This window comes from Actinomadura decatromicini (assembly GCF_008121305.1).
Lineage (GTDB): Bacteria > Actinomycetota > Actinomycetes > Streptosporangiales > Streptosporangiaceae > Spirillospora > Spirillospora syzygii.
In genome coordinates this window covers 686,492-709,569 of sequence record NZ_VSRQ01000002.1, presented here as the reverse complement: position 1 = coordinate 709,569, position 23,078 = coordinate 686,492, and the positions used below count along the sequence as shown (strand labels likewise).

At 73.0% G+C, this 23,078-nt stretch carries 17 protein-coding genes and 1 pseudogene; 6 read left to right on the top strand and 12 right to left on the bottom strand.

Translation table 11 applies throughout. The annotated features are described in order from the left end of the window. Positions 1–5: 5 nt before the first annotated feature. Positions 6–1,151, bottom strand: a complete 1,146-nt coding sequence (locus tag FXF68_RS11005) for an acyl-CoA dehydrogenase family protein (RefSeq protein ID WP_148758811.1) — start codon at positions 1,149–1,151, stop codon at positions 6–8. 417 nt (positions 1,152–1,568) lie between these two features. Between FXF68_RS11005 and FXF68_RS11000 the strand changes: the two genes are divergently transcribed. Then, positions 1,569–2,990: an amidase gene (locus tag FXF68_RS11000; RefSeq protein WP_148758810.1), complete on the top strand. Its 1,422-nt coding sequence runs from the start codon at positions 1,569–1,571 to the stop codon at positions 2,988–2,990. Between the two features lie 9 nt (positions 2,991–2,999). On the opposite strand, the gene FXF68_RS10995 is transcribed toward FXF68_RS11000, so the two are convergent. Next, the gene (locus FXF68_RS10995) at positions 3,000–3,830 is read right to left on the bottom strand and encodes an LLM class F420-dependent oxidoreductase (RefSeq protein ID WP_148758809.1); all 831 of its coding nucleotides are present in this window, start codon (positions 3,828–3,830) and stop codon (positions 3,000–3,002) included. Positions 3,831–4,366: 536 nt separating this feature from the next. On the opposite strand from FXF68_RS10995, the gene FXF68_RS10990 reads away from it, so the two are divergent. Continuing rightward, positions 4,367–5,779 carry an MFS transporter gene (locus tag FXF68_RS10990; protein ID WP_148758808.1) on the top strand — a complete coding sequence of 471 codons (1,413 nt, stop codon included), beginning with the start codon at positions 4,367–4,369 and terminating at the stop codon, positions 5,777–5,779. Between the two features lie 34 nt (positions 5,780–5,813). On the opposite strand, the gene FXF68_RS10985 is transcribed toward FXF68_RS10990, so the two are convergent. Further along, the gene (locus FXF68_RS10985; protein WP_222869889.1) at positions 5,814–6,386 is read right to left on the bottom strand and encodes a TetR/AcrR family transcriptional regulator; all 573 of its coding nucleotides are present in this window, start codon (positions 6,384–6,386) and stop codon (positions 5,814–5,816) included. A 696-nt stretch (positions 6,387–7,082) separates the two neighbouring features. Between FXF68_RS10985 and FXF68_RS10980 the strand changes: the two genes are divergently transcribed. Further along, positions 7,083–8,495 carry an MFS transporter gene (locus FXF68_RS10980; RefSeq protein ID WP_148758806.1) on the top strand — a complete coding sequence of 471 codons (1,413 nt, stop codon included), beginning with the start codon at positions 7,083–7,085 and terminating at the stop codon, positions 8,493–8,495. On the opposite strand, the gene FXF68_RS10975 is transcribed toward FXF68_RS10980, so the two are convergent. The 3 genes from FXF68_RS10975 to FXF68_RS10965 all read right to left on the bottom strand — a co-directional run bounded on the left by FXF68_RS10975 (position 8,492) and on the right by FXF68_RS10965 (position 12,333). Next, positions 8,492–8,908, bottom strand: coding sequence for an RNA-binding S4 domain-containing protein (locus FXF68_RS10975; protein ID WP_148758805.1), 417 nt, complete (start codon positions 8,906–8,908; stop codon positions 8,492–8,494). The genes FXF68_RS10980 and FXF68_RS10975 overlap by 4 nt on opposite strands. 193 nt (positions 8,909–9,101) lie before the next feature. After that, positions 9,102–11,033, bottom strand: a complete 1,932-nt coding sequence (locus FXF68_RS10970; RefSeq protein ID WP_246178623.1) for a glycoside hydrolase family 3 protein — start codon at positions 11,031–11,033, stop codon at positions 9,102–9,104. 250 nt (positions 11,034–11,283) lie between these two features. After that, positions 11,284–12,333 carry a PRC and DUF2382 domain-containing protein gene (locus FXF68_RS10965; RefSeq protein WP_148758804.1) on the bottom strand — a complete coding sequence of 350 codons (1,050 nt, stop codon included), beginning with the start codon at positions 12,331–12,333 and terminating at the stop codon, positions 11,284–11,286. Positions 12,334–12,676: 343 nt separating this feature from the next. Here FXF68_RS10965 and FXF68_RS10960 point away from each other — a divergent pair, with 343 nt between their 5' ends. Further along, entirely contained in the window at positions 12,677–13,663 is a 987-nt protein-coding gene (locus tag FXF68_RS10960) for a matrixin family metalloprotease (RefSeq protein ID WP_187437853.1), read from the top strand. Between the two features lie 60 nt (positions 13,664–13,723). Here the strand turns inward: FXF68_RS10960 and FXF68_RS10955 are convergent, their stop codons facing one another. The 3 genes from FXF68_RS10955 to FXF68_RS10945 all read right to left on the bottom strand — a co-directional run bounded on the left by FXF68_RS10955 (position 13,724) and on the right by FXF68_RS10945 (position 16,630). Then, positions 13,724–14,296, bottom strand: coding sequence for a class E sortase (locus FXF68_RS10955; protein WP_148758802.1), 573 nt, complete (start codon positions 14,294–14,296; stop codon positions 13,724–13,726). A 163-nt stretch (positions 14,297–14,459) separates the two neighbouring features. Beyond that, positions 14,460–15,743 carry a chaplin gene (locus tag FXF68_RS10950; RefSeq protein WP_187437852.1) on the bottom strand — a complete coding sequence of 428 codons (1,284 nt, stop codon included), beginning with the start codon at positions 15,741–15,743 and terminating at the stop codon, positions 14,460–14,462. A 242-nt stretch (positions 15,744–15,985) separates the two neighbouring features. Beyond that, on the bottom strand, positions 15,986–16,630 hold the full coding sequence (locus tag FXF68_RS10945; RefSeq protein WP_187437851.1) for a hypothetical protein: 645 nt from the start codon (positions 16,628–16,630) through the stop codon (positions 15,986–15,988). A gap of 1,087 nt (positions 16,631–17,717) precedes the next feature. Between FXF68_RS10945 and FXF68_RS10940 the strand changes: the two genes are divergently transcribed. Continuing rightward, positions 17,718–17,972: a hypothetical protein gene (locus FXF68_RS10940; RefSeq protein ID WP_148758799.1), complete on the top strand. Its 255-nt coding sequence runs from the start codon at positions 17,718–17,720 to the stop codon at positions 17,970–17,972. A 58-nt stretch (positions 17,973–18,030) separates the two neighbouring features. On the opposite strand, the gene FXF68_RS10935 is transcribed toward FXF68_RS10940, so the two are convergent. Together FXF68_RS10935 and FXF68_RS10930 are read right to left on the bottom strand one after the other, a co-directional pair. Then, positions 18,031–19,293 (bottom strand): NAD(P)-binding domain-containing protein, encoded by a 1,263-nt coding sequence (locus FXF68_RS10935; protein ID WP_148758798.1) that lies wholly within the window; start codon positions 19,291–19,293, stop codon positions 18,031–18,033. A 28-nt stretch (positions 19,294–19,321) separates the two neighbouring features. Then, positions 19,322–20,551, bottom strand: coding sequence for a carboxylate--amine ligase (locus FXF68_RS10930; protein WP_148758797.1), 1,230 nt, complete (start codon positions 20,549–20,551; stop codon positions 19,322–19,324). A gap of 123 nt (positions 20,552–20,674) precedes the next feature. Between FXF68_RS10930 and FXF68_RS44630 the strand changes: the two are divergent. After that, positions 20,675–21,406, top strand: a pseudogene (locus FXF68_RS44630) (glycoside hydrolase family 26 protein); the annotation flags it as partial. A 284-nt stretch (positions 21,407–21,690) separates the two neighbouring features. On the opposite strand, the gene FXF68_RS10920 reads toward FXF68_RS44630, so the two are convergent. Continuing rightward, entirely contained in the window at positions 21,691–23,022 is a 1,332-nt protein-coding gene (locus tag FXF68_RS10920; protein ID WP_148758795.1) for a glycosyltransferase family 4 protein, read from the bottom strand. Positions 23,023–23,078: the final 56 nt, after the last annotated feature.

Below are 23,078 nucleotides of genomic sequence, written 5' to 3'. Positions count from 1 at the left end.
CGCGCTCAGTCCCGCGAGGACAGGCCGAGCATGTTCCGGGCGATCATCCAGCGGTGGATCTCGGACGACCCGTGCCCGATCCGCCACACCCGCACCTGCCGGAAGAAGCTCTGGATCGGCAGCTCCTTGCTGTACCCGAGGCCGCCGAAGATCTGGAGGCAGCGGTCGGTGACGCGCTGCGCCATCTCCGTCGCGTACAGCTTCGCCATGAACGCCTCGTTGCGGATCGGCTTCCCCTCGTCCGCCATCCACGCGGCCCGGTAGACGAGGAAGCGAGCCGCCTCCAGCTCGACCGCCGAGTCCGCGAGCATCCACTGCACCGCCTGCCGCGTCGCGATCGGCTTGCCCCAGGTCACGCGCTGCTTCGCCCACTCGACCGCCATGTCCAGGCAGCGCTGGGCGATGCCGAGCTGGTAGGCGGCGATCCGCAGCCGGCCGTGCGTGAGCTGGTCGGACGCCAGCTCCCAGCCGCCGCCGACCGGGCCGAGCCGCGCGGAGTCCGGGACGACGCAGTCGGTGAACGACAGCTCGTACGGCTCCCAGTCGTCCCCCATGGTCGGGATCGGACGGGACGCCTCGAACCCGGGCGTGCCCATGTCGACCAGGAAGCACGTGATGCCGCGCCCGCCCGCGCCGGGGTCGGTGCTGGCGAACAGGATGCAGAAGTCGGCCCGGTCCACCTCGGAGATGAAGATCTTCGTCCCGTTGATCACCCAGTCGGCGCCGCTGCGCACCGCCGTCGTGGTGATGCGCGCGAAGTCGGAGCCGGTGCCGGGCTCGGTGAAGGCGTAGCAGCTCCGCCGCTCGCCCGCGATCACCGGGTAGAGGTAGCGCTTCTTCTGCTCGTCGTCCCCCCGGTAGAGGACGGGCTCCGGGCTGCCGCCGAAGTCGAACATCGCCGGATGCTTGTACAGCTCCTCGGCGACCAGGCAGGCGGCGAGCGTGCCCATTCCCTGGCCGCCGTACTCCTCGGGGACGTCCAGGGCCCAGAGCCCCTGGTCCCTCGCCTTCTCCTGGAGGTCGCGGCGTTCCTGCGGGGAGAGCCTGCCCTCGGCGAGGAACCGCTGCTCGAGCGGCATCAGCTCGCGTTCGCGGAACCGGCGTACCGAGTCGATGAACATCTCCAGCTCGGCCGGGATGCTGAAGTCCATGCGCCGTCACACCCTTCACTCGACCGACCAGTCGGTCGGCTTCGACTTTCGCACGCTCCCGGTCGAGCGTCAAGGGGCGGCCGCCACGTGATCAATGCGCGCTGAGCACTCTCCGCGCGTTATGCCAAGACGGTATTGAAATGGGTTCGACCGCCCGCTCTTTCGCATGGAACAACGGCCTGTTAAGGGTTGTCAATCCCCGCCTGGACGGGGCTTGACGGCCCTGCGGGGCGGTGTTACTTTGAGGCTCCCGACCGGTCGGTCGGGAGCTGATGACACCAGCTCTGAGCTGCCCATTCTTCCGGTCCGTGATCGCGTAACACATCCCTCCGAGTCCGGCGAGAAACCTGGTTCGACCATTTCTCGCTGCCGTCCATGACGGAATAGATATCCCACCGCTGATTCTCAGGAGGACGGATGGCCGGCGATCTCAACAATGCGCCGACGGCGGCCGAACTCGTCGCCGCGTACGCCGCCGGGACCCTTTCCCCGGTGGAGGCGACCGCCGCGGCGCTCGCCGCGATCCAGGACCGCGACGCGGACTACAACGCCTTCGTCCTGGTCGATCCGGAGCGCGCCCTCGCCGACGCCCGCGCGGCCGAGAGCCGCTGGCGCGCCGGGACGCCCGCCGGCCCGCTCGACGGCGTGCCGATGTCGATCAAGGACCTGTTCCTCACCCGCGGCTGGCCGACGCTGCGCGGCTCCGGCCGCGTCGACCCCGCGCAGCCCTGGGACGTCGACAGCCCCGTCGCCGCCCGGCTCCGCGAGGGCGGCCTCGTGCCGGTCGGGAAGACCAGCACGCCCGAGATGGGGTGGAAGGGCGTGTGCGACAACCCGCTGACCGGGGTGACGCGCAACCCGTGGGACACGTCCCGCACGTCCGGCGGGTCGAGCGGCGGCAGCGCGGTCGCCGTCGCGGCGGGCATGGGCCCGCTGTCGGTCGGCACGGACGGCGGCGGCTCGATCCGCATCCCGGCCGCGTTCTGCGGCGTCGTCGGGTTCAAGCCGACGCACGGCCGGGTCTCGCAGTACCCGCTCAGCGCGCTCGCGGTGCTGGCGCACGCGGGGCCGATGGCGCGGACCGTCCAGGACGCGGCGCTCCTGCTGGACGCCCTCGCGCCGCCCGACCACCGCGACCCGTACGCGCTCGCCCCGCACGGCGGCCCCTACGCGCAGGCGCTCGACCTGGACGTTCGCGGTGTGACCGCGGCCTTCTCCGCCGACTTCGGGTACGTGGACGTCCACCCCGAGGTCGCCGCCGCCGTCGCCTCCGCCGTGGCCGCCCTGGAAGGCGAGGGCGTGCGCGTCGAGGCCGCCGACCCAGGCTTCCCCGACCCGCTGCCCGCGTTCAACGTGCTGTGGTGCACCGGCGCGGCGAAGTGGCGGGACGCGCTCGGCACGCTCGACGGCGTCGATCCCGGCCTGTGCGCCGTGATCGAGCGGGGCCTCGGCTACTCGGCGGGCGACTACCTGGCGGCGGAGGCGGAGCGGCTCGCGCTGAGCGTCCGGATGGGCGAGTTCCACACCCGGCACGACGTGCTGATCACGCCGACCGTCCCGATCCCGGCGTTCGAGGCGGGGCACGACGTGCCGCCGGGCAGCGACCTGTCCGACTGGGCCGAGTGGACGCCGTTCACGTACCCGTTCAACATGACGCACCAGCCGGCGATCAGCGTCCCGGTCGGGTTCACGTCGGACGGCCTGCCGGTCGGCCTCCAGATCGTGGGGCCGCGCCATTCGGAGCCGCTCGTCCTGGCCATGGCCCACGCGGTCGAACGGACCCGTCCGGCTGGGGCGCGTGTCTCCGTCCTGCCGAAGCGGACCGCCGCGGCCCAGTGACCGGACGGGCTAGCGCAGGGGCTCGATGAAGGCGGCGAGGTCGTCGAGGGCGCGGAGCGCGTCCGGTTCCGGGACGGTCGGCAGCGCCAGCCCGATGCGCTCCACGCCCGCGTCGGCCAGCGCCGCGACCGCGCCGGCGTCGGGCTCCAGGCCGCAGAGCGTGATCGGGACGTCCGGCCGCCCCTGGTCGGCGAGCAGCGCGGACACGCGGCGGATCTCCTCCGGCGGCGTCGCGGCGCGCGGCAGCCAGCCGTCCCCGTACCGGACGAGCCGGTCCAGCGCGGCGGGGCTCTCGCCGCCGATGTAGATCGGCGGATGCGGCTCGCGCACCGGCTTAGGCCACAGGTGGATCGGGTCGAAGTCGACGTGGTCGCCGTGGAACTCCGGCTCGTCCTCGGTCCAGATGGCCTTGATCGCGGCGAGCTGCTCGTTGAGCCGGGCGCCGCGCGTGCGGGGGTCGATGCCGTGGTTGCGCATCTCCTCCCGGTTCCAGCCGACGCCGACGCCGAGGAGGGCGCGGCCGCCGGAGATCACGTCGAGGGTCGCGACCTCCTTGGCGGTGTGGATCGTGTCCCGCTGCGGGATCAGCGCGATCGCCGTGCCCAGCAGCAGGGTGGAGCTCGCCACGGCCGCGGCGGCGAGCGCGGGGAACGGGGCGAGGGTGCGGTAATAGGCGTCCGGCAGTTCGGCGCGGCCCTGCCAGAGGGTCTCTCGCTTCACCGGAATATGCGAGTGCTCGGCGATGAAGAGGGAGTCGAAACCGCGTTCCTCCGCCGCCCCGGCCAATACGTCGGGTCGGATGCTCGTCGCGGTCAATAGCGTGTAGATGCCGAACTTCATGCGCTCACCGGCCTTGTCGTCGTCATCTCCGAATTCTCCGGAACCGAACCGGATTCGCCCCGATGTGAGATCACCGATTTCGTCCGGTCGGCTCCTGGGAGCCTAGGCGGACGAACCTCGCGCGGCAACATTGGAAAGGCCCCGGGAATCGGGCGATGAAGGGTTGACACCTCCCCGCTGAACTGGGATCGTACTCTCACGACCGACCGGTCGGTCGTGAGAGAGAAGAGGGGACGTCCGCCCCGCTCACAAGGCGGGTGCCGACCGCGCGTCCGGAACGGCGGCCGCGCTCACGGCACCGGTGGACCGGTCCCCGCGAAGGACGCGAGCCGAAGTCGAGGTCGCCGCCGCCGATGCCGTCGCGGACGAACCTCAAAGCGCTGCCCGGGGGCGTCAGCGCGGACCTGAGCCGAGGCGGGAAATCATTCGGCCGGGCCTTTCCGAGTCCCGGATGACGACGTTTTCCACGCCATGCGGCGCGTGGTCGTGCGACCGTCGAAACGGCGGTCCGCCACACCGTGGGAAAGGAAACGCGGATGGTCTCCGAAAAGGCAGCCGCGAAGGGCGGGCTCAGCAAGGGCACCGCGAAGATCGCCGCCGCAGCGCTGGCGGCGTCCAGCATCGAGAACTACGACTTCTTCATCTACGGGACCGCCGCCGCGCTGGTCTTCCCCGACCTGTTCTTCCCCGGGCAGAGCCCGCTCGCCGGGGCGCTGCTGTCCTTCTCGACGTTCGCGGTCGGGTTCGTCGCGCGGCCGCTCGGCGCGGTGATCTTCGGGCATCTCGGGGACGTCCACGGGCGGAAGCGGTCCCTCGTCATGGTGCTGCTGACGATGGGCCTCGGCACGACGCTCATCGGCGTCCTGCCCACCTACGACGACATCGGCCCGGCCGCGCCGCTCCTGCTCGTGCTGCTGCGGCTCGTCCAGGGGATCGCGCTCGGCGGCCAGACCGGCGGGGTGATCCTGCTCGCGATGGAGAACGCGCCGCCGCACCGGCGCGGCTTCATGTCCAGCTTCGCGCTCGCGGGCGGGCCCGCCGGGATCCTCGTCGGCAACCTCGCCTTCCTGCTCACCGACCTCGTCACCACGTCGGACGGGTTCGACTCGTGGGGCTGGCGGCTGCCGTTCCTCGCGAGCATCGCCCTCCTCGGGCTGACCGTCTACATCCAGATGCGGATCGAGGAGACGAAGGCGTTCAAGCGCCTCCAGGCGGACGCCGCGCCCGCCGACCGGCCCGTGAAGGCGGTCACGGCGGGACGTTCGCCCGTGCTGGAGGCGCTGAGCCGGTACCCGCGGAAGATCGTCCTCATCGGCGGCGCCTACGTCGGCATCAACGTCACCTACTACCTGTTCATGACGTTCGCCGTCGCCTACGGGACGAACGACGACATCCTCGACATGCCGAAGAGCCGGATCCTGCTGGGCGTGCTGGTCGGGGCCGCCGTCCAGCTCGTGATGCTGCCCGTCGCGGGCGCGCTGTCGGACCGGATCGGCCGCCGGACGATGATGATCGCCGGTTCGCTGCTGCTCGGCGTGTGGGCGTTCGCGTTCTGGCCGCTGCTGAACACCGAGTCGCCCGCCGTCATCGCGTTCGCGTTCATCGTCGGGCTGGGGCTGATGCACACCACGATGTACGCGCCGCAGGGCGCGTTCTTCGCCGAGACGTTCCCGACCGCGACGCGCTACTCGGCGATGTCGCTCAGCATCCAGGTGGCGTCGGTGGTCGGCGGGGCGCTCGCGCCGCTCATCGCGACGTCCCTGTACGCCTGGACGGGGACGTGGCTGGCCATCGCCGCCTACATGGCCGGGGTGTGCCTGATCACCGTCGTGTCGGTGCTGCTCCTGCCGGAGACCTACCGGAACGACACCGAGTCGCCGGCGCTGGAGCCGACCCAGAAGGACACACCGCCGACGCCCGGACCGGGCGACGCGGTGCCCACCGCCTGAATCGGGTTCGCGGCCTGGTGCCCTTCCGTCCGCGTCAGGGCATCAGGCCGCGGTAGGCGTAGTCCCAGAAGGCGTCGGCGATCTCGTCATGGGTGAATCGCCCGTCCGAGTGGTACCACTGGTAGGCCCAGTTGCTCATGCCGAATATCGCGAGGCTGAACAGCTTGGTGTCGACCTGCCGGAACACGCCGGCGGCGATGCCGTCCCGGATGACCTCCTCGATCATCGCCTCGTACCGGACGCGCTTCTCGGTCGCGACGGCGAGATCGGCGTCGGGCAGCTCGCGGTGGTTCTCGAAGAAGACCCGGCACTGCCCGCGCCGGGTCGCGATGTTGAGCAGAAAGTCGTGGATCACGCCGCGCAGCAGCTCTTCCGGCGCGACGCCCCGCGCGAGCCGGGCGCGATGCGAAGCGATCAGACCGTCGATCAGCTCTTCGTGCATGTACCACAGCAGTTCCGACTTGCTGCGGAAGTAGTGGTACAGAGTCGGCTTTCCGATTCCGACCGCGGCGGCGATGTCGTCCATGGAGGCGCCGGAGTACCCCATTTTCTCGAACAGGTCGGCGGCGGTCTGGATGATCTCCGCCCGCCGCTCGTCCTTTGACATCTGCCGCCGCCTCGACCGGCGCGCCGATTCAGCTTCCGACATCCGCGTACACTCCGCTCACTGGAAATTATCAAGGGGTCGGCCGACCTTGTGAGCCGGAGCGGAACTCCCCCATGATCGCTTAGCCCCTGGAGTATACCAGGATGCCCACAATTACCTCCGCCCAACGCTCCCATCCCGACCGAAAAAGACACCGCGGCGGAGCAGCCGAATACGAAGCGAGCTAACCACCCGCCGAACGATTCCGCAGCGCACTTTCTGGCTCGGCACGGGGCTTGGATCGGGCACACATTCGGGCGTCCACTCCCACCTTTCCGATGGCGCGAGCATCAGAATGGTCGTCATGGCGGGCGACTTTGAACTGGGTGTCGACGGGGAGGCCGCCACCATGGCTGGGCGAGTTGCGCGGTGGGTGAATCTCGGGTTTTTTCGCTTCTCTTGCTGGGGTTCGGTTCCTCCGCTGTCGGGACGACCGTCGAAGGGCGTCCCGCCGCGTTGGCGTTGTGGCCCGTCGCCGTCGTGCTCGCGGTCGTCTGGTTCCATTCCTGGCGCTACTACCTGCCGCAACGCGCCCGCCTGCGGGGAGATGGCGGCTCGTGGGCGGATCGTCAGGATTGGTCGCATCGCCGCCGACCGGGCTGACGGGTGCGCCGGGGACGGTGACATACCTGGTCAGGGGGTGGGCAGAAGTGATCGGTGACGTCGGCGCGAGCCCCGGGGCCCTGGCGGCGTGCGCTGAGCGGCCGGTCCGGCGGGGACGGCCGGACCCGCGTCGTCGTGCTGCTCGCCTGCGTGCTCGCGCTCAACGCGGCCGACACCGGAGTGATCGGCGCGATCGTCCATGAGCTGCGGCATTCGCTGCACATCGGCAACACGAAGGTGGGAGTGCTCACCGCGGCTCCGGCGGCGGTCGGCGCGGTCGCGACGCTCCCGGTCGGGTATCTGACGGACCGGGTGCCCCGGGTGCCGCTGCTCGCCGGGAGCGTGGTGCTGTGGAGCCTCGCGATGATCGTCGGCGGGGTGGCCACCTCGTTCGAGTGGCTGCTGTGCTCCCGGATCGCGCTCGGCGCGGTCACCGCCACCGCCGGTCCGACGGTCGCGTCCCTGATCGGCGACTTCTTCCCGACGGCGGAGCGGGCCGGGATGTACGGGCGTGTCCTCGCGGGCGAGCTGGTCGGGGTCGGGTTCGGGCTGCTCGCCGGCGGCAACATCGCCGCCGCGCTGAGCTGGCGGGTCTCGTTCTGGTTCGTCGCGCTGCTCGGGCTGGCGCTGGCGGCGGGGCTGTGGTGGGGGCTGGCGGAGCCGGCGCGCGGCGCGCAGGGCGGCGGCGGCGCTCGCGGGCCCGCGGCGGAGCCCGCGCAGAAGCAGGTGGCGCGGCGGAACGTCCGGCCGCGGCGGGAGAACGTCCTGCGCGTCGACCCGGCGCGGATGACGCTCGCCCAGGCCGCCGTGCACGTCCTGCGGATCCGGACGAACGTGATCATCATCGTGGCGTCCGCGCTCGGGTACTTCTTCTTCGCCGGGCTCCGGACGTTCGCGCTGGTGTTCGTCCAGGAGCGGTACGGGATCGGGCGGGGCGAGCTGTCCGCGTTCCTCCCGGTGATCGGCGCGGCGGCGATGGGCGGCGTGCTCGTCGGCGGGCGGCTCGCGGACCGGCTCGTCCGCCGCGGCCGGGTCACCGCGCGGGTGACCGTCCCCGCCGTGGCGTTCACGGCGTCGGCGGCGCTGTTCCTGCCCGCCCTGTTCACCCGCGACGCGCTGGTCGCGCTGCCGCTGTTCACGCTGGCCGCGGCCGCGCTCGCCGCCGCGAACCCGCCGCTCGACGCGGTGCGGCTGGACGTCGTCCACTTCCGGCTGTGGGGGCGCGCGGAGAGCATCCGGACGATCGTCAGGATGACCGCCGAGGCGATCGCGCCGGTCCTGTTCGGCTGGACGTCCGGCCTGCTCGACACCGGCGGCGGGACGGCGGTCGGCCTGAACCGCGTGTTCCTGCTGGCCCTGCTGCCGCTGCTCGCGAACGGCCTGCTGCTGGCGCGGGCGCGCCGCGACTACCCGCGCGACGTGGCGTCCGCGCTGGAGTCCGAACGCCGCTACCCGGCGAATCCCTAGAGGTCGTCGTCGTCCGGTGGGGCGGGCTCGTTCAGGGCGCGGTAGCGGTCGAGGATGCGTTCCAGCTCGCGCCGGTCGCGCTTGGTCGGACGGCCCGCGCCGCGGTCCCGGCGGCCGACCGGGACGAGCGCCTCCGGCGGCGGCGGGGGCGGGCTCTTGTCGATCAGGCATTCCTGCGCGACGGGCGCGCCGACCCGCTTCCGAACGATCTTCTGCACGACGACGATCCGCTCGCGCCCGCCGTGCCGGAGCCGGACCTCGTCGCCCGGCTTCACCGTCGTGGACGGCTTCGCGCGCTCGTCGTTCACCCGCACATGGCCCGCGCGGCACGCGGTCGTCGCCATCGAGCGGGTCTTCAGCAGGCGGACGGACCAGATCCACAGATCGACCCGCACCGACCCCTCGTCGCCCATGCGACCCATGATGGCACCGGCCGCTGACAACCGAACCTCGACGGACTCCGGCCCGATCAACGGCATCGGTTGGCGACATCCGGTTCCCGGCGGGCCTCGGCCCGGTCAACGGCATCGGTTGGTGACAACCGGTTCCCGGCGGGCCTCGGCCCGGTCAACGGCATTGGTTCGCGACAACCGGTTCCCGGCGAGGTCAGCGGCGGGTGCCGGTCTTCAGGCCGTAGCCGTAGGGGAAGAGGGGGCGGTAGTTCCGGTCGCCGATGTTGATGGGCTCCTGGTCCTCGGTGCGCGGCCACGAGACCGGGAGGCGGCCGGTGAACGGGCGGTCGCCGAACAGGACGTCCGCGACGCCCGCGCCCTCGCTGCCCGGCAGCCAGGACATGACGAACGCGTCGGCCTTCGCGAGCCGGTCGGTGACGATCTGCGGGCGTCCCGCCACGTCCAGCACGATGCACGTCCTGAGCGCGCCGCAGACCGTGTCGATGTTCGCCTTGTCGGCGTCGGACAGGTTCAGGGTGTGGCCGTTGCCGACGTCGCCGACACCTTCCGCGTACGGCTTCTCGCCGACCACGACGACGCCGACGTCGCTGCCGGACGTGGGCGCCGAGGCGTCCGCGCTGTAGGTGACGTTGGACGAGTGCCGCCTGATGCCGTCCAGGATCGTCGTGCCGGGGATGATCCGGCCGGACGAACCCTGCCAGGTGACCGTCCAGCCGCCCGCCTGGTTGCCGATGTCGTCGGCATCGGCGCCCGCGACATAGATTCGCACGTTGCGTTTCAGCGGCAGCGCGTTCGCGGAGTTCTTCAGCAGGACTTGCGACTCGGCGACGGCCCGGCGGGCGACCGCGCGGTGCCCGGGCGAGCCGATCGTCCCGGCGAGGCGGCGGTCGGTGTAGGGGTGCTCGAACAGGCCCAGCTCGAACTTCGCCGTGAGGATGCGGGCGACGGCGTCGTCGATCCGGGACGTGGCGACCCGTCCGGCCCTGACCTCGCCCAGTAGCGTCTCCACGAACTGGGGCGCGCTGAAGGGCTCCATGAACATGTCCATGCCGGCGTTGACGGCCGTCCGGACCTGGGTGGCGTAGTCGCCGGGAAGCTGGTGAACGGCCTCCCAGTCGCTGATGAGGAAACCGTCGAACCCGATCCTTCCCTTGAGGACGTCGGTCAGCAGTTCCTTGTGCGCGCTCATCTTCACGGGGTTGCCGACGCCGTCCTCCGTCCAGTCGACGCTGGAGAACGACGGCATGATGCTGCCGACCCGGTACTTCCGCACCGCCGTCACGTACGGGGCCAGGTCGATCCGGTCGAACGTGCGGCGGTCGGTGACCGTGACGCCCTGGTCGATCGTGTACGTCCCGGTCTTGGACGATCCGAACACCGTGTCCCCGTCACCCGCGAAGTGCTTCGCCGTCGCGAGGACGCGCTCCGGGCCCGCCATGTCGCGCCTGTTGCGTCCCTGGAAGCCCTGGAAGCCCTCGATTCCGGTCTCCATGTCGATGACGAGCCGCGGGTCCTCGCCGAAGCTCTCGTAGGCGCGTCCCCAGCGCAGGTCGCGGACGACGCACACGCACGGCGCGAACACCCACTGCGGGCCGGTCGCCCGCGTCTCGACCGCCGTGATCTGCCCCTCTCGCCGGACGAGGTCGGGGTCGCGGGTGGCGCCCATCGCGAGGTTGTGCGGGAAGACGGTCGCGCCGACCAGGTTGTTGTGGCCGTGCACCGAGTCCACCCCGTAGAGCAGCGGGATCTTGAGGCGGGTGGCGAGGGCCTTGGACTGGTAGGCGTCCACCATGTCCGCCCAGCCCTTCGGCGTGTTCTCGGCGGGCGCCGACCCGCCGCCGGACAGCACCGACCCGAGGCCGAGCGTCGTGATCCCGTCGCGGTCGCCGTCGACGGCGGAGCGCTCGGCCTGCGCCATCTGCCCGGCCTTCTCCTCCAGGGTCATGCGGCCGAGGAGGTCCTGGACCCGCTTCGGCACCGGCAGGCCCGCGTCCAGGTACGGGACGGGGGCGGCCGACGCGGGACGCGCCGCGGCGACCGGCGGGAGCGCGGCGACGGTGGCCAGCGCGACCAGTGATCGCCCGATCCGGGTGGCGGCGGCGGTGGTGGTGCGCGGGTGTCGCAAGTCGTCCCTCCCGGGTGTGGTTCCGAGCGCGCTCGGCTTGGAACCTCCCCCGACTGGGCCGCGCGCATGCGGCACGCCCGCGACCAGGCCGCCGACCGGTCACGGGCGACGCACGAAACAGACGCACGAAAGAGACGGCGCACGAAACAGACGGCGCATAGGACGGGCGCCCGGCGGGCCGGCGGGTGAGTACGACCGGCCGGGCGCTCCGTCATCCAGGATGGCGCGGGTTGCCCCGGATCGGACGGGATCAGCGGTTCGGGCCGCCGCGCCCGCCCTCCGGGCCTCGGTCCCGGCCGGGCTCCCGGTCCGGGAAGGCGTCGTCGCGGGTGACCTCGATGCGCTCGCGGCGCAGCTCGCCGCGGATCGTCTGCTCGTCCTGCACCTGCTCGGTGTGCAGCCGGACGCGCTCGACCGGCACCGTCTCCTTCGCGATCACCGGACGCTCCTCGTAGAGGATGAAGTCCAGGTCGTCCGAGGTGATGGACACCTCGGGGGCGGGCCTGCCGTCCTTGATCGGCTCCCGGTCGACCTTCAGCTCGTCGTGCGTGACGGGGACGGTCCGCTCGACCGTCTCGGTCTCGATCCACTTGCGGACGTGCACGTGCCCCGCCTCGTGGCGCTCGGTGCCGACGCGGAGCCGCTCCTCCGACCGGGTGATCTCGGTCATCGGGGTCTCCGCGCCCGTGCGCGGCGACTGGGCGGGCATCCCCTTGCCGCCCCGGTCCCGCTCGGGGTGGACGGCCATCCCGGCGGCGCCCGGCCGCGGGGAGCCGCGCGTCCCGGCGAACTCGTCCGTGCCGGACGTCCGCTCGGTGCCCGTGCCGGTGCCCGGACCGGTGCCGGTGCCGCCGCCCGCGCCCTCGGACACCCGGCCCTCGGGCGCGAGGCCCTGGGACGTCCGGCTCTCGGACTCGGCCGTCCGGCGCTCCCCGGTCCGCTCCCCCGTGCCGCCGCCCTCCGCCTCGCCGGACCGCGCGCCGCCCGGCGGGCGGACGCCGTAGTGCCGGTAGAGGTCGACGATCTGGGCGTGCGACAGGTGCTCGTCCGCGTCGACGTTCGGGGCGCCCTTGATGGTCTCCCTGTCGTACGGGACCTGCAGCATGTCCTTCGCCTTGCGCGACCCGGACAACGGCACGAAGCTCTCCCGCATCCCGAACCATCCGGTGTGCACGGTGACCCACTCCGGCGCGCCGGAGTCGTCGTTCAGGTACACCTGCTTGATCGTGCCGACCTTCGTCCCGTTGGTGTCGGTCACGCCCATGCCCATCAGTTCCCGCACCTGTGTCTGCGTCTGCACGTTGAACACCTCTGCTTCCGTAACGCTGCCGGACTGCGGGGGGTGGGGAGGCGGCGCCCGCCGCTCGGTAGCCGTGTTGATCCCGAGTTGCCGGATTACTCCCTGCTTTTCCTGACCTGCCGGAGATAAACGTGTTTACCAGATTATGGAGAATGATTTGCCAAGGACTTACAGCGTGTCCACCGGGCTACCTCGCAGCGTTTCGCGCCACAGATTCCCAGTGCCGCATTTATGCGAATGCCGCCATTCCCAAGATGGTGATCATTTTAGTCGGCGGCGGTTTCCCTTTCCCCGGCCCGGCGGAAGAGTCCGAAGGGACGTTGCCACACATCGGAGAACTGGTATGCACGCACTCTCACGCGCGGCGCTGGCGGTGGCGCTGCCGGCGGCCGCCGCGCTCGCCGGTCCGGTGACCGCCGCCGCGCCCGCCGCCGGGGCGGGCCGCGCGCCCGCCTGGTGCAGGCCCGGCGGGACGCTCAACGCCCGCGCGATGCCGCAGCGGGTCCGCATCTCCGACTGCGACCTGCGCGGCCGGACGGTCCGCGGCGCGAACGGGCTCACCGCCGTCGTCCCCGCCGACGGGACCTCGCTCATCGCGCACGCGCTGCGCACCGGCGGCGGAACCGAGCTGCGCGTGGCCGTCGACGCCCGGGCCCGCGAGGTCACGATCATCAGCCGGGGCGGACGGGTGCCGGAGGGCAGGCCGCGCGCGTCCCGCGCCCCGCTCGACCCGTGCCAGGACACCACCTACCGCGCCGAGCCCGCCCGGTGGCCGAAGGGTACGACCGTCGAATGGCGCTACCGCGCGGGGGCGACCGGCCAGCGCCGCGACGCCGTCGCGCGGGGCGTCGCCAACATGGCGGGCGCGAACACCGACTGCACGGCCGGACGCCGGTTCGCGCCGTCGCCGGACGTCCGCCAGCGGTACGCCGGGGAGTCGTCCGCCGGGCCGAACATCACCGCCGACGCCACCTGCGGCGTCCGGGACGGGGTGAACACGTTCGGCTGGCGGTCCATGACGGGGGCGGAGAGCGACGTCCTCGCGGCGACGTGCATCTGGTACAGCGGGCCGTCCACCGTCGAGACGGACATGGCGCTCCAGGAACGGGGCAAGCGCTGGTGGACGGGCGGGCCCTGCGTCCCCGGAAGCTACTCGGTCGAGTCGGTCGTGACGCACGAGTCGGGCCACGTCTTCGGCCTCGCCCACGTCGAGGGGCCGGACCACTCCAGGCTGACGATGACGCCCTCGACCGGGTCCTGCGACGACTCCATGTCCACGCTCGGACGGGGCGACTACGAGGGGCTGATCTCCCTCTACGGCGAACGCTGAGCGCCGTCGCAGTCACCGTCACCGCCGCCGTCGCTCAGCGTCCATGCCCTACATGGCGGGTCAGCGCTTGGGCGACGTGCGGTAGAGCTTGCCGACGACGACGAGGCGGTGCCGGTCCGACCCCTTCGGGGTGCAGGTGATCAGCGTGATCCACTGGCCGTGCGGGGCGCTGCGCGCCTTGAACGGCACCGGCTCCAGCGCCCGCCGGTCCATCGGGTCGATGACGCGCTTCGTCCGCGCCCGGTAGGTGTAGGTCGTGCGCCCGTACTTCAGGACGATCCGGTCGCCGCCGCGCATCAGGTCGAGGCGGTTGAACGGGTGGCGCCACGTCGTCCGGTGGCCGAGCAGGACGGTGTTGCCGTCGCGTCCCGGCAGGCCCGTCCAGGGGTAGTGCCCGGGGCCGAGCTGCAGCACCCGCTGGCTGACGCCCTCCCAGACGCCCATCCTGAGGCCCATCCGCGGGATCCAGATCTTCCCGATCAGCGCTCCCCGCTTCGGCTGCGCGGCACGTCCCGCCGCGACGGCCGCCGCCGGGCTCGCCGCCGACCCGGCCCGCGCCTGCGGGACGCCCACCAGGGACACGCTGCAGCACGCGGCGACTCCCGCCGCGAGCAGGGACTTCCGGTCAAGCATGCTTCATCTCCATCGGTCAGGGGGCCGGCAGGATTGGCCGCGCGGGCCGCGCGGGCCGCGCGGGCCGTTAAGGCCGCGAAGGGAAGGGGGCGGCACGTCTGCCGCCCCCTCTCCGCTGTCGCACCGGCGGAGGATCGTCATCCGCCGCCGGTCTGTCGCCCGGTCAGCGCGTCACCGGGGTGCCGAGCTCCACCGGCACGGCGTTCTTCGAGGGCAGCTTCGGGCCGAGCTCGCCGGGCTTGACGTTCACGCCCGGGAGCCGGACGGCCCGCTTCAGCGAGTTCACGAACCGCTGCACCCCGCTGAGCTGCTCACCCGACCTCGGACGGGTCACGGTCCGCGTGGTCGCCATCCGCGCGTTGGTCGCGGGCCGGGCGTTGCTCGCCGAAGGCACGATGGTCGCCGCGCGGCCGTCGCCGGACCCGAGGCTCGCCTTGCTGCGCTGGAGCATCGACTTGCCCCGCTCCATCTCGGCCTTGCCCTTCTCCATCGCCGCCCCGCCGCGCAGGTTCGAGGGCAGCTTCTTGTGCTTGGCCGCGGGACGGTGCTTCGACGGCTTCCACGGCTTCGGCTTGTGCGGCTTGTGCGGCTTGTGGTGGTGCTTCGGCTTCTCGCCGGGCTTCTCGCCGACGGTCGCGCCGCCCTTGCACTGCGCCAGCGCGAGGCCGATGACCGCGACGGCGTTGCCGCACACGTTCACCGGAATGCTGATCGGCGCGAACACCTGGTTGCCGCCCAGCACGCTGAAGTTGCCCGACGTCTTCAACTTCGGGTCGCCCGCACGGCGCTGGACGGACGCGCCGCCCTTGCACTTCGCGGCGGCCAGGCCGACGACGGCGACGGCGTTGCCGCACACGTTCACCGGGACGCTGATCGGCGCGTACACCTGGTTGCCGCCCAGGATGCTGAAGTTCCCGGACGTCTGCAGGCCCTTGCCGCCGCCCTTGCCGCCGCCCCAGCGGGCGGCGTCGTCGGCGCCGGTGGCCGTCCGGTAGCCGGACGCCTCCCGCCAGCCGTGGTGGTGCTTCTTCTTGCCGGACGTGACGCTCGCCCCGCCCTTGCAGTGCGCCTTCGCCAGACCGATGATCGCGACCGCGTTGCCGCAGACGTCGATCGGGATGCTGATCGGGATCACGACCTGGTTGCCGCCCAGCACGCTGAAGTTGCCGGACGTCTTCAGGCCGCCGCCCCCGCCGCCGCCGTGCCGGGCGTTGGAGACGTGGGCGCCGCCCTTCGACTTGCCCTGCGCCGCGCCGACCGCGCCGACGGCGTTCCCGCTGGCGTCGACGGGAACGGAGATCGGGGCGTGCACCTGGTTGCCGCCGGCGACGCTGAAGTCGCCGGATGTCGTGTCCGCCGTCGCGGGCAGCCCGGAGCCGAACGCGGCTCCGACCGCGACGGCGCCCGCGGCCACGAGCGCGGCGCGGCCGATGTTGCTTGTCCTCATGCGCATTGTTGCTCCTGTCTTGTCGCGCGATTTCGGTGAATCTGTGGTGATCGCTGCGCGGCGACCGTCCGGGTGGACCCCGTCGGGTGGGCGCAGCCGCGCCGGCCGGACACGGCCGTCGCGTCGAGGAAAGATCGTTGGATCGGGACGGAGGGACTGGACGGAGGGGCCGGGGACGCGCGGGCGCGGCGCGGCCGGGCATGGGCGGCCGGACGGGCGCGGGACGTCCGCGAGAAGGGGTGCTAGTCAGGGACGACGGAGGGTCCGCCCGGCGCGGACACGTCGGTCAGCGCCGTCCGGTGGAACGTGCTCTGGTCGGCGGCGGGCGGCGCGGCCGGGCGGCGGGCGCTGCGCAGGTCGGCGACCGGGATGAGCTGGTGGCCGCCGGCCGGGGCGTTGCCCGGGTCCTCGGGGCCGGGCGCCGGGACGGGCGCGTGCCCGCCGCCGCCGCAGTCGTGGTGGCGCGCGCAGCCGCCCGCGCGGCGGTCCGGCCGCGTGCCGGGCCTCGCTCCGGTCGCGGCGGCGTGCGCGGCCCGCGCGGCGGTGTCACCGGCCCGCGCGCGCTTGGCGTGCTCGTGCGTCACGGCGTCGGCTTCGGTCGTGCCGTCGCCGCCGTTCGCCCGCTCGTGGACGGGGGGCAGGAGCCGCTCGTCCAGAACGGGGCGCGGGTTCGTGATCCTGGCGGCGAGGCCGCTCACGATCGGCGCGTGCCGGACGTCCAGGTTTCCCAGCTCGGGGAGGCCCGCCGCCGCGACCAGCCTGCGCAGGTGGCGGACGGCGCGGTCCTTGGCGTCGAACGCGCCGCGTCCCCAGGCCAGCAGGTACGCGACCGGGTGCTCCCCGATCTCCTGGACGTTCCTCGGCACGGCGGAAACACCGTCCGCCACGGCCCCCCGCAGCCCCTGCCCCGCACGCCCGAGCCCGCCAAGCGCGGACGGCCGCACCACGGACGCTCCGTGTGCGGGCGCCTGAACCGCGGACCCTCGAACGGCGGGCGTCCGAACCATGGGCGCCTGGCCCGCGGACCCACGAGAGTCGGGGGCTCGAACCCCGGGCACCTGAACGGCGGGAGCCCGCGGCGCGGGCGGCCGAACCGTGGACGCTCGAAGCTTGGGCGTCCGAACTCCCGGCGCGTGAAGCGCAGGCGTCCGGACTCCGGATGCGTGGAGCCTGGGCGCCCGAACTCTGGGCGCGTGGAGTGCGGGCGTCCGGACTCCGGATGCGTGGAGCTTGGACGTCCGAACCCCGGGTGTGTGGAGCGCGGGTGTCCCGAGTGCGGGTCCGTGGAGCCTGGGCGTCCGCACTCCGGATGCGTGGAGTGCGGGCGTCCGGACTCCGAGGGTTCGTACTCCGGGTGCCCCTAGGGCGGGTGTGTGGAGTGCGGGGGCCCGTAGGTGTCCGAGCGGGGTGTCGTCGGGGCCGTGCTGGCGTCCGGTGTTCGGACGGTGCTCGGTGGCCGAGGCGGAGGAGCCGTTCAGTGTGGCGAGGGCCATCCAGCCCGCGAAGGCGAGGCCCGCGATGGCGGCGAGCCGGACGAGAACGGTGCCGAGGGCATGCGGAAACCGACCCTCGGGGCGGTTCGCCCCGCATTGGATCGGTGCCGGTTCCACGTCCGTTTCTCTCCTTTTCCGCCGCCTTTTCCGCTGGCGGTACCGAGTCAGCGGCACGAAGGTAGCACCACCCCACGCACGATCGAGGAGCCATTGTTCGACCGCCCGGCATGTCGCCGGATCATTTACCTCCGCATTAATTTCGCTTTGGCGGCACCCGGTTTTCCGGCGGCATGATGACCGCTTTACCGGAATTCGAGGATTTCGCCGTGAACGCGGCCCCCGGCCGCACTCGACGCCCCAGGCCCACCCCCGCGCACCCGCCGTTCACGCCGGGTTCAGAGGAAGGATGGCGGACGGTATCGAGTGCGATACATTCGGTGCACGCCCTGCGGCGCCTGCGCCCCCGCCCGAGGAGCCCGCGATGCCCGACCCCGCGTCCGCGATCATGCGCCTGCGCCCGCCGCGCCGCCGTGGCGCGCCCCGTCGCGAGGCCCGCAGGTTCGTCCGCCGCAGCGAGCTCCAGGTGCTCGTGCTGCCGAACGTCCCCGCAGCTCAGACGCCCCGTTCCGGGCGCGCCCGCACCACCGCCTGGACGCTCTACGCGCGCTGGCGCTGGGCCGTCGCGACCGCGGGCGCCGAGCGCGCGAAACGCCGCGCCCGGCCGCCCTGGCGCTAGCCCGCCGGAGCACCCGGCGGGCGGCGCCGCGAAGCACCGCCCGCCGGAGGAAGATCCTTCACCGGGTGGAGGCGTCCGTCTCCAGGGACGTGTCCGGCTCCACGACGGCGCCGCCCGCGGGGGCCCGCATCGGCGGCGTCCGCCGGACGATGTGGTGCGAGATCCGCCGCGCCGCGAACCCGGACCCGTGCACGAACCGCATGACCGGCCCGAACGTGGGCGCGGCGGCGAGCCCCGCGAAGTACAGGCCCGGCACCGACGACTCGAAGTCGCGGCTGAGCACCGGCGCCCGGAACCGGGTCGTCACCTCGGCGCGCAGCTCCGGCGACAGCAGGTCGAGCCGGTCGACGTCCGGGACGAACCCGGTGGCGGCGATGACGTGCTCGGCCTCGGTGACGCGGCGGCCGCCGGTCCGGTCGATGGTGGTGAGCGCGACGCCGCCGCCGTCCTCGGCGACCTTCGCGAGGTAGCGGCCGGTCGAGACGCGGACGCGGTCGTCCAGCCGGTCGCGCAGCCACCACGCGCCCGCGGGCGGCAGCGTCTCCCGGACGATCTTCTGCCGGGTCCGCTCCGGCAGGTAGCGGACGAGCCCGGGACGCTCCGCCCACAGCCACGTCCGGTAGCCGGTGCCGAGCCCGGAGCGGGGGCCGCCGAGCATCCGCGCCCGCGGCGAGCGGTGCTCCTCCGGCACCGTGTTCCAGTCGAGCTCACGGCGCCGCGTGAGGAGGTGCGGGTACGCGCCCGCGTCCGCGAGCAGCACGGCCGTCTCTATCGCGGACTGGCCGGCGCCGATCACCGCGACCTCCTTCCCCGCGAACAGGCCGAGGTCGCGGTGCCGGCTGCTGTGCGAGACGAGCCAGGACGGCAGGCCCGCCAGCTCGTCCGGGATGTGCGCGAACGGCCCGACCCCGACGGCGACGACGACCGCGCGGGTCGCGATCGTCTCGCCGGTGGACAGCGTCACGACGTACCCGCCGGGGCCGCCGCGCTCGACGTTCACGACCTGCGCGTCCTCGGTGCCCGGGATCGCGACGGAGGCGAACCAGCGGCCGTAGGCCACGAAGGTGTCGAGGGGGATCGGGCGCCCGAGCCGCCAGTCCGGATGGCGGTCGGTGAAGCGCATGCCCGAGTGCGGCGCGCCGAGGCTGGACGCGAACGGCTCGGACTTGAGATGCATGCCCTCCGGCATGTTCTCCGCCCAGAACCGCATCGGCTGCCCGATGATCCGCACGTCGAGCCCGAGGTTCTGCAGGTGGGCCGCCGCCGACAGGCCGTAGGGCCCGGCGCCGGCGATCACGACGTCGCCAACCGAGTCGATCATGTTCGTTCCCCCCGTTGTGTTCGCGGTGTCACCTGGTGCGGAGCCGCCGGACCGCGCGGAGCACGCTGCGTCCTCCCATGGCGAGGAAGGGCGGCAGGTCGTCCCCGGCGAACCAGGCGAACTCGTCGGCCTCGCGCAACGGGCGGAGGGTCGCCGCGCGCAGCAGGGGCCGTCCGGCGGACCGTCGCAGAAAGTGGTTCTCCACGAGCAGGTTCCGGCCGAAAGCCGGGCGCGCGTCCGGGACGCGGCGACCCGACTGGTCGAGGTGGAGGGCGCGGACGAGGTCGAGCCCGTTCCGGTCGGCGAACAACCGGAACTGGGCCCCGATCCGCGGGTTGAAGTCGAGCAGGTGGTAGCCGCCGTCGCCGGGGTCGAGGCGGAAGTCGAGGTCGACGAGGCCGCGGCAGCCGAGCAGCCGGACGATCCGCACCGCGAGCCGCTCCAGCTCGGGGTTCGCGACCCATTCGCCGTGGACGGTGTGGCCCGCGTGGGCCGGGAGGGCGAGGTGCTTGCGGCCCGTCCCGCCGAAGAGGCAGCCGAGGTCGTCGTCGAAGTAGCCCTGGAAGAACCAGTCGCCGCCGCCCGGCGGGATGCGCCGCTGGAGGACCAGCGGGCCCGCGCCGCCGCCGGGGCCGCCGTCGCGGGACGCGGCGAACAGCCGGTGCGCCTCGTCCCGCGCGTGAACGAGCGTGGTGCTGCGCAGGCCGGGCCCGAGCCGCCACGGCCGCGCGAACTTGACGATCAGCGGCAGCCCGAGGTCGCGGACGGCGGCGTCGACGTCGCGGGCGGACGCGGGCGTGCGGCTCGGCGGGCAGCGCAGGCCGTGCGCCGCGCACGCCTCCAGCAGCAGCGACTTGTCGGCGACGCGGCGCGGGACGTCCGGGTCCTGGACGGGGAAGGCGAAGCGGCGGGCCAGCGCGTCGGCGTGCTCGGCGACGAAGATCGCCCCGGCGTCGTCCATCGGGACGAGCAGCGGCCGCCCGCCGATCCGCGCGGCGATCGTCCGCAGGTGGCCGAGCAGCGCGGCCGGGCGCGCGGCGGGCGGCGCCCACGGCTCGCCGCCGCGCAGGTAGCGGGACCGGGACGACGGGTTTCCGCGCCCCTCCAGGATCGCGTGCACCGGCACCCCGGCGCGTCCGAGGCTGCGGATGACGCCGAGCGTCCCGTGGTGGAAGACGTTCGGGTCGGTGCGCAGCAGCAGGACGGGCAGGCCGGGATCGAGCCGCGGCGCCGCCGGGACCCGCGTGTCGGCGACCATGCGCTCAGCGGGCCCGTTCCACCGGACTATGGCACAAGGCGACCCTCCAAAAAACGTAAAATTTGACCTGTAAGTGAGCGGCTGATTAGTTCGCGGACGAACGTCCAATGGCACACTATACGCATGGCAGCAGCCGATATCCACACGCCAGGGCGGCCTTTCGGACGGCGCCGTGAAATGCCCTTTTCGCACCGTTCACCCCTGCCCATTCTGACCGCGGCGGCGCTGGTGTTCGCGCTTTGCGGAGCGCCGCCGGGGGCGGCCGCCGAAAAGGGCCGTGACCGGCTGGCGGTGGAATCGCCGAAATACGTTCCGCTGGGCGCGTTCCTCGGTTCCGGCGCGGAGGGCGTCGCCCGGGTCGAGCAGTTCCGGCAATGGCTCGGCGCGCCGGTGACGGTGGGCCGCACGTACCTGCCCGGGAACGACTGGCGGTACATCGAGGGGCCGGAGCAGATGATCGCGCCGTGGGCCCGGTGGAAGGCCGCCGACCCGCGGCGGATGCTGGTGGTGAACGTCCCGATGATGGCCCCGAACGAGACCCGCGCGCCCGTCCCGGTGCTGGCCTCGCTGCTGCGGCGCGGCGCGGCGGGCGCCTTCGACGTCCATTACCGGACGCTCGCGCAGCGCCTCGCCGCCTACCGCGCCGGTGACTCGGTCATCGTCCTCGGCTGGGAGATGAACGGGCAGCAGTACGCGGGCCGCTGCGAGCCCGACCCGGCCGCGTGGCGCGCGTATTGGCGGCGCATCGTGACGGTCATGCGCGGCGTGCGCGGCGCGCGTTTCCGTTTCGATTTCGCGCCCGCCAGGGGCCGCGACGTCATCCCGTGGACGAACTGCTATCCGGGCGACGACGTCGTCGACATCATCGGCACCGACACCTACGACCAGCCGAGCGGGGAGACGTTCACGGATTTCGTCAACGAGCCGTACGGGCTGCGCGCGCAGGCCGATTTCGCGACCGCGCACCGCAAGCCCATCTCGTTCCCCGAATGGGGGCTCTTCCGCAACAACGACAATCCCGCTTTCATCCGCGGGATGCACAGCTGGATGATGTCGCATAATGTCGCTTATCAGTCGATCAGCGACTACTGTCCGCACGGCGTGTGGGCGTGCCGCCGCAATCCGGCCTCGACGGCGGCCTACCGCGAGCTGTTCGGCGCCGGACCGGCCGCCGCCCCGGTCTCCAAGGCGCCCCCGTCCGGAGCGCCCGCGTCCAGCAAGTCGCAATCCAGCAAGTCGCAGTCCAGCAAGTCGCCGTCCAAGGCGACGCCGTCGAAGAAGCGGTCGTCCAAGCACCGCTCGCCGAAGCAGGGGTCGTCCGAACATCGGTCGCACGGCCGGTGGTCGCGGAGGGCGGCGACCTCGCGGGTGACCGAGGCGAGCAGCGCCAGCGTCCGGCCGAGGTCGTAGCCGGCGGAGGCGGCGGCCGCCGCCTCGCCCTCCCGCTCGGCGACGGCCGGGCGCAGCAGCCGGTGCGCGACCGCCGCCGCGAGCGCGCCGGGATCGTCCGCCGGCACCAGCGCGCCCACCCCCGGACGGACGACCTCCGCGATGCCGGGCACGTCCGACCCGACGAGCGGCCGCCCGACCGCGAGGGCCTCCAGCGCGATCAGCGACAGCCCCTCCCACCGGGACGGCAGCACGACGACGTCCGACGCGGACAGCCAGTCGGCGGGCTCCCGCGAGGCCGGGGCGAACAGCACGCCGCCCGCCGCCGGGGCACGGCGCAGCCGGTCGAGGTCGGCGCCGTCCCCGACGATGGCGAGCCGCGCGGTCGGGCACCGCGCGACGACGGCGGGCCACGCCGCGACCAGGACGTCCTGCCCCTTCTGCCGGGTGAGGCGGCCGACGCAGACGGCGAGCGGCGCGGTGGCGGGCAGCCCGAGCCGGGTCCGCGCGACCAGCCGGGCGGCGGCGTCGGCGGGCCGGAACAGCCGCCGGTCAACGCCGTTGCGGACGATTCGGAACGGCCCGCGCACCCCCGCCCGCACACCCTCGCGCAACTCGCCGAGGCCGACGCAGACGAGCGCGTCGCTCCACCGCGCGGCGACCCGCTCCCACCACCGGCTGAGCGCGTCCTGCGCGCCGGTCGCGGCGAGCCACGACCAGCCGTGCGGCTGGAAGATCGTCGGCGTGCCGCGCGGGCGGCCGGGCAGCCGCCCGGCGAGGCCCGCCTTGGAGGAGTGCAGGTGGACGACGTCCGGCTCGAAGCCCTTCACCAGGCGGCGGAGGCTGAGCGACTCCAGCAGGATGCGCGGCCCGGGGGCGCGTCCGGCCTTCCAGCTGAACCAGGGCACGCCCGCGGCGGCGCAGCGCGCGGGCAGGTCCCCGCCGGGCGGGCAGGCGACGGCGACCTCCCAGCCGCGCGCCCGCTGCTCGCGGACCGCCTGCCCGATGTAGACGGCGACGCCGCCCGCGTTCGGCTGGCTGACGTGCAACACCCGAACCGGCGTGTCCCCGTCCTCAACCACGAGCCCCCCAAGCGAAACAACGAGGCCCCAAAGCGAAACAAGCGGAACAGGCGGAC

Bases quoted from the DNA above. Each gene is read 5' to 3' on its own strand.
- FXF68_RS11005 (WP_148758811.1), bottom strand. From the start codon at position 1,151: ATGGACTTCAGCATCCCGGCCGAGCTGGAGATGTTCATCGACTCGGTA.
- FXF68_RS11000 (WP_148758810.1), top strand. From the start codon at position 1,569: ATGGCCGGCGATCTCAACAATGCGCCGACGGCGGCCGAACTCGTCGCC.
- FXF68_RS10995 (WP_148758809.1), bottom strand. From the start codon at position 3,830: ATGAAGTTCGGCATCTACACGCTATTGACCGCGACGAGCATCCGACCC.
- FXF68_RS10990 (WP_148758808.1), top strand. From the start codon at position 4,367: ATGGTCTCCGAAAAGGCAGCCGCGAAGGGCGGGCTCAGCAAGGGCACC.
- FXF68_RS10985 (WP_222869889.1), bottom strand. From the start codon at position 6,386: ATGTCAAAGGACGAGCGGCGGGCGGAGATCATCCAGACCGCCGCCGAC.
- FXF68_RS10975 (WP_148758805.1), bottom strand. From the start codon at position 8,908: ATGGGCGACGAGGGGTCGGTGCGGGTCGATCTGTGGATCTGGTCCGTC.
- FXF68_RS10960 (WP_187437853.1), top strand. From the start codon at position 12,677: ATGCACGCACTCTCACGCGCGGCGCTGGCGGTGGCGCTGCCGGCGGCC.
- FXF68_RS10955 (WP_148758802.1), bottom strand. From the start codon at position 14,296: ATGCTTGACCGGAAGTCCCTGCTCGCGGCGGGAGTCGCCGCGTGCTGC.
- FXF68_RS10950 (WP_187437852.1), bottom strand. From the start codon at position 15,743: ATGAGGACAAGCAACATCGGCCGCGCCGCGCTCGTGGCCGCGGGCGCC.
- FXF68_RS10940 (WP_148758799.1), top strand. From the start codon at position 17,718: ATGCCCGACCCCGCGTCCGCGATCATGCGCCTGCGCCCGCCGCGCCGC.
- FXF68_RS10935 (WP_148758798.1), bottom strand. From the start codon at position 19,293: ATGATCGACTCGGTTGGCGACGTCGTGATCGCCGGCGCCGGGCCCTAC.
- FXF68_RS10930 (WP_148758797.1), bottom strand. From the start codon at position 20,551: ATGGTCGCCGACACGCGGGTCCCGGCGGCGCCGCGGCTCGATCCCGGC.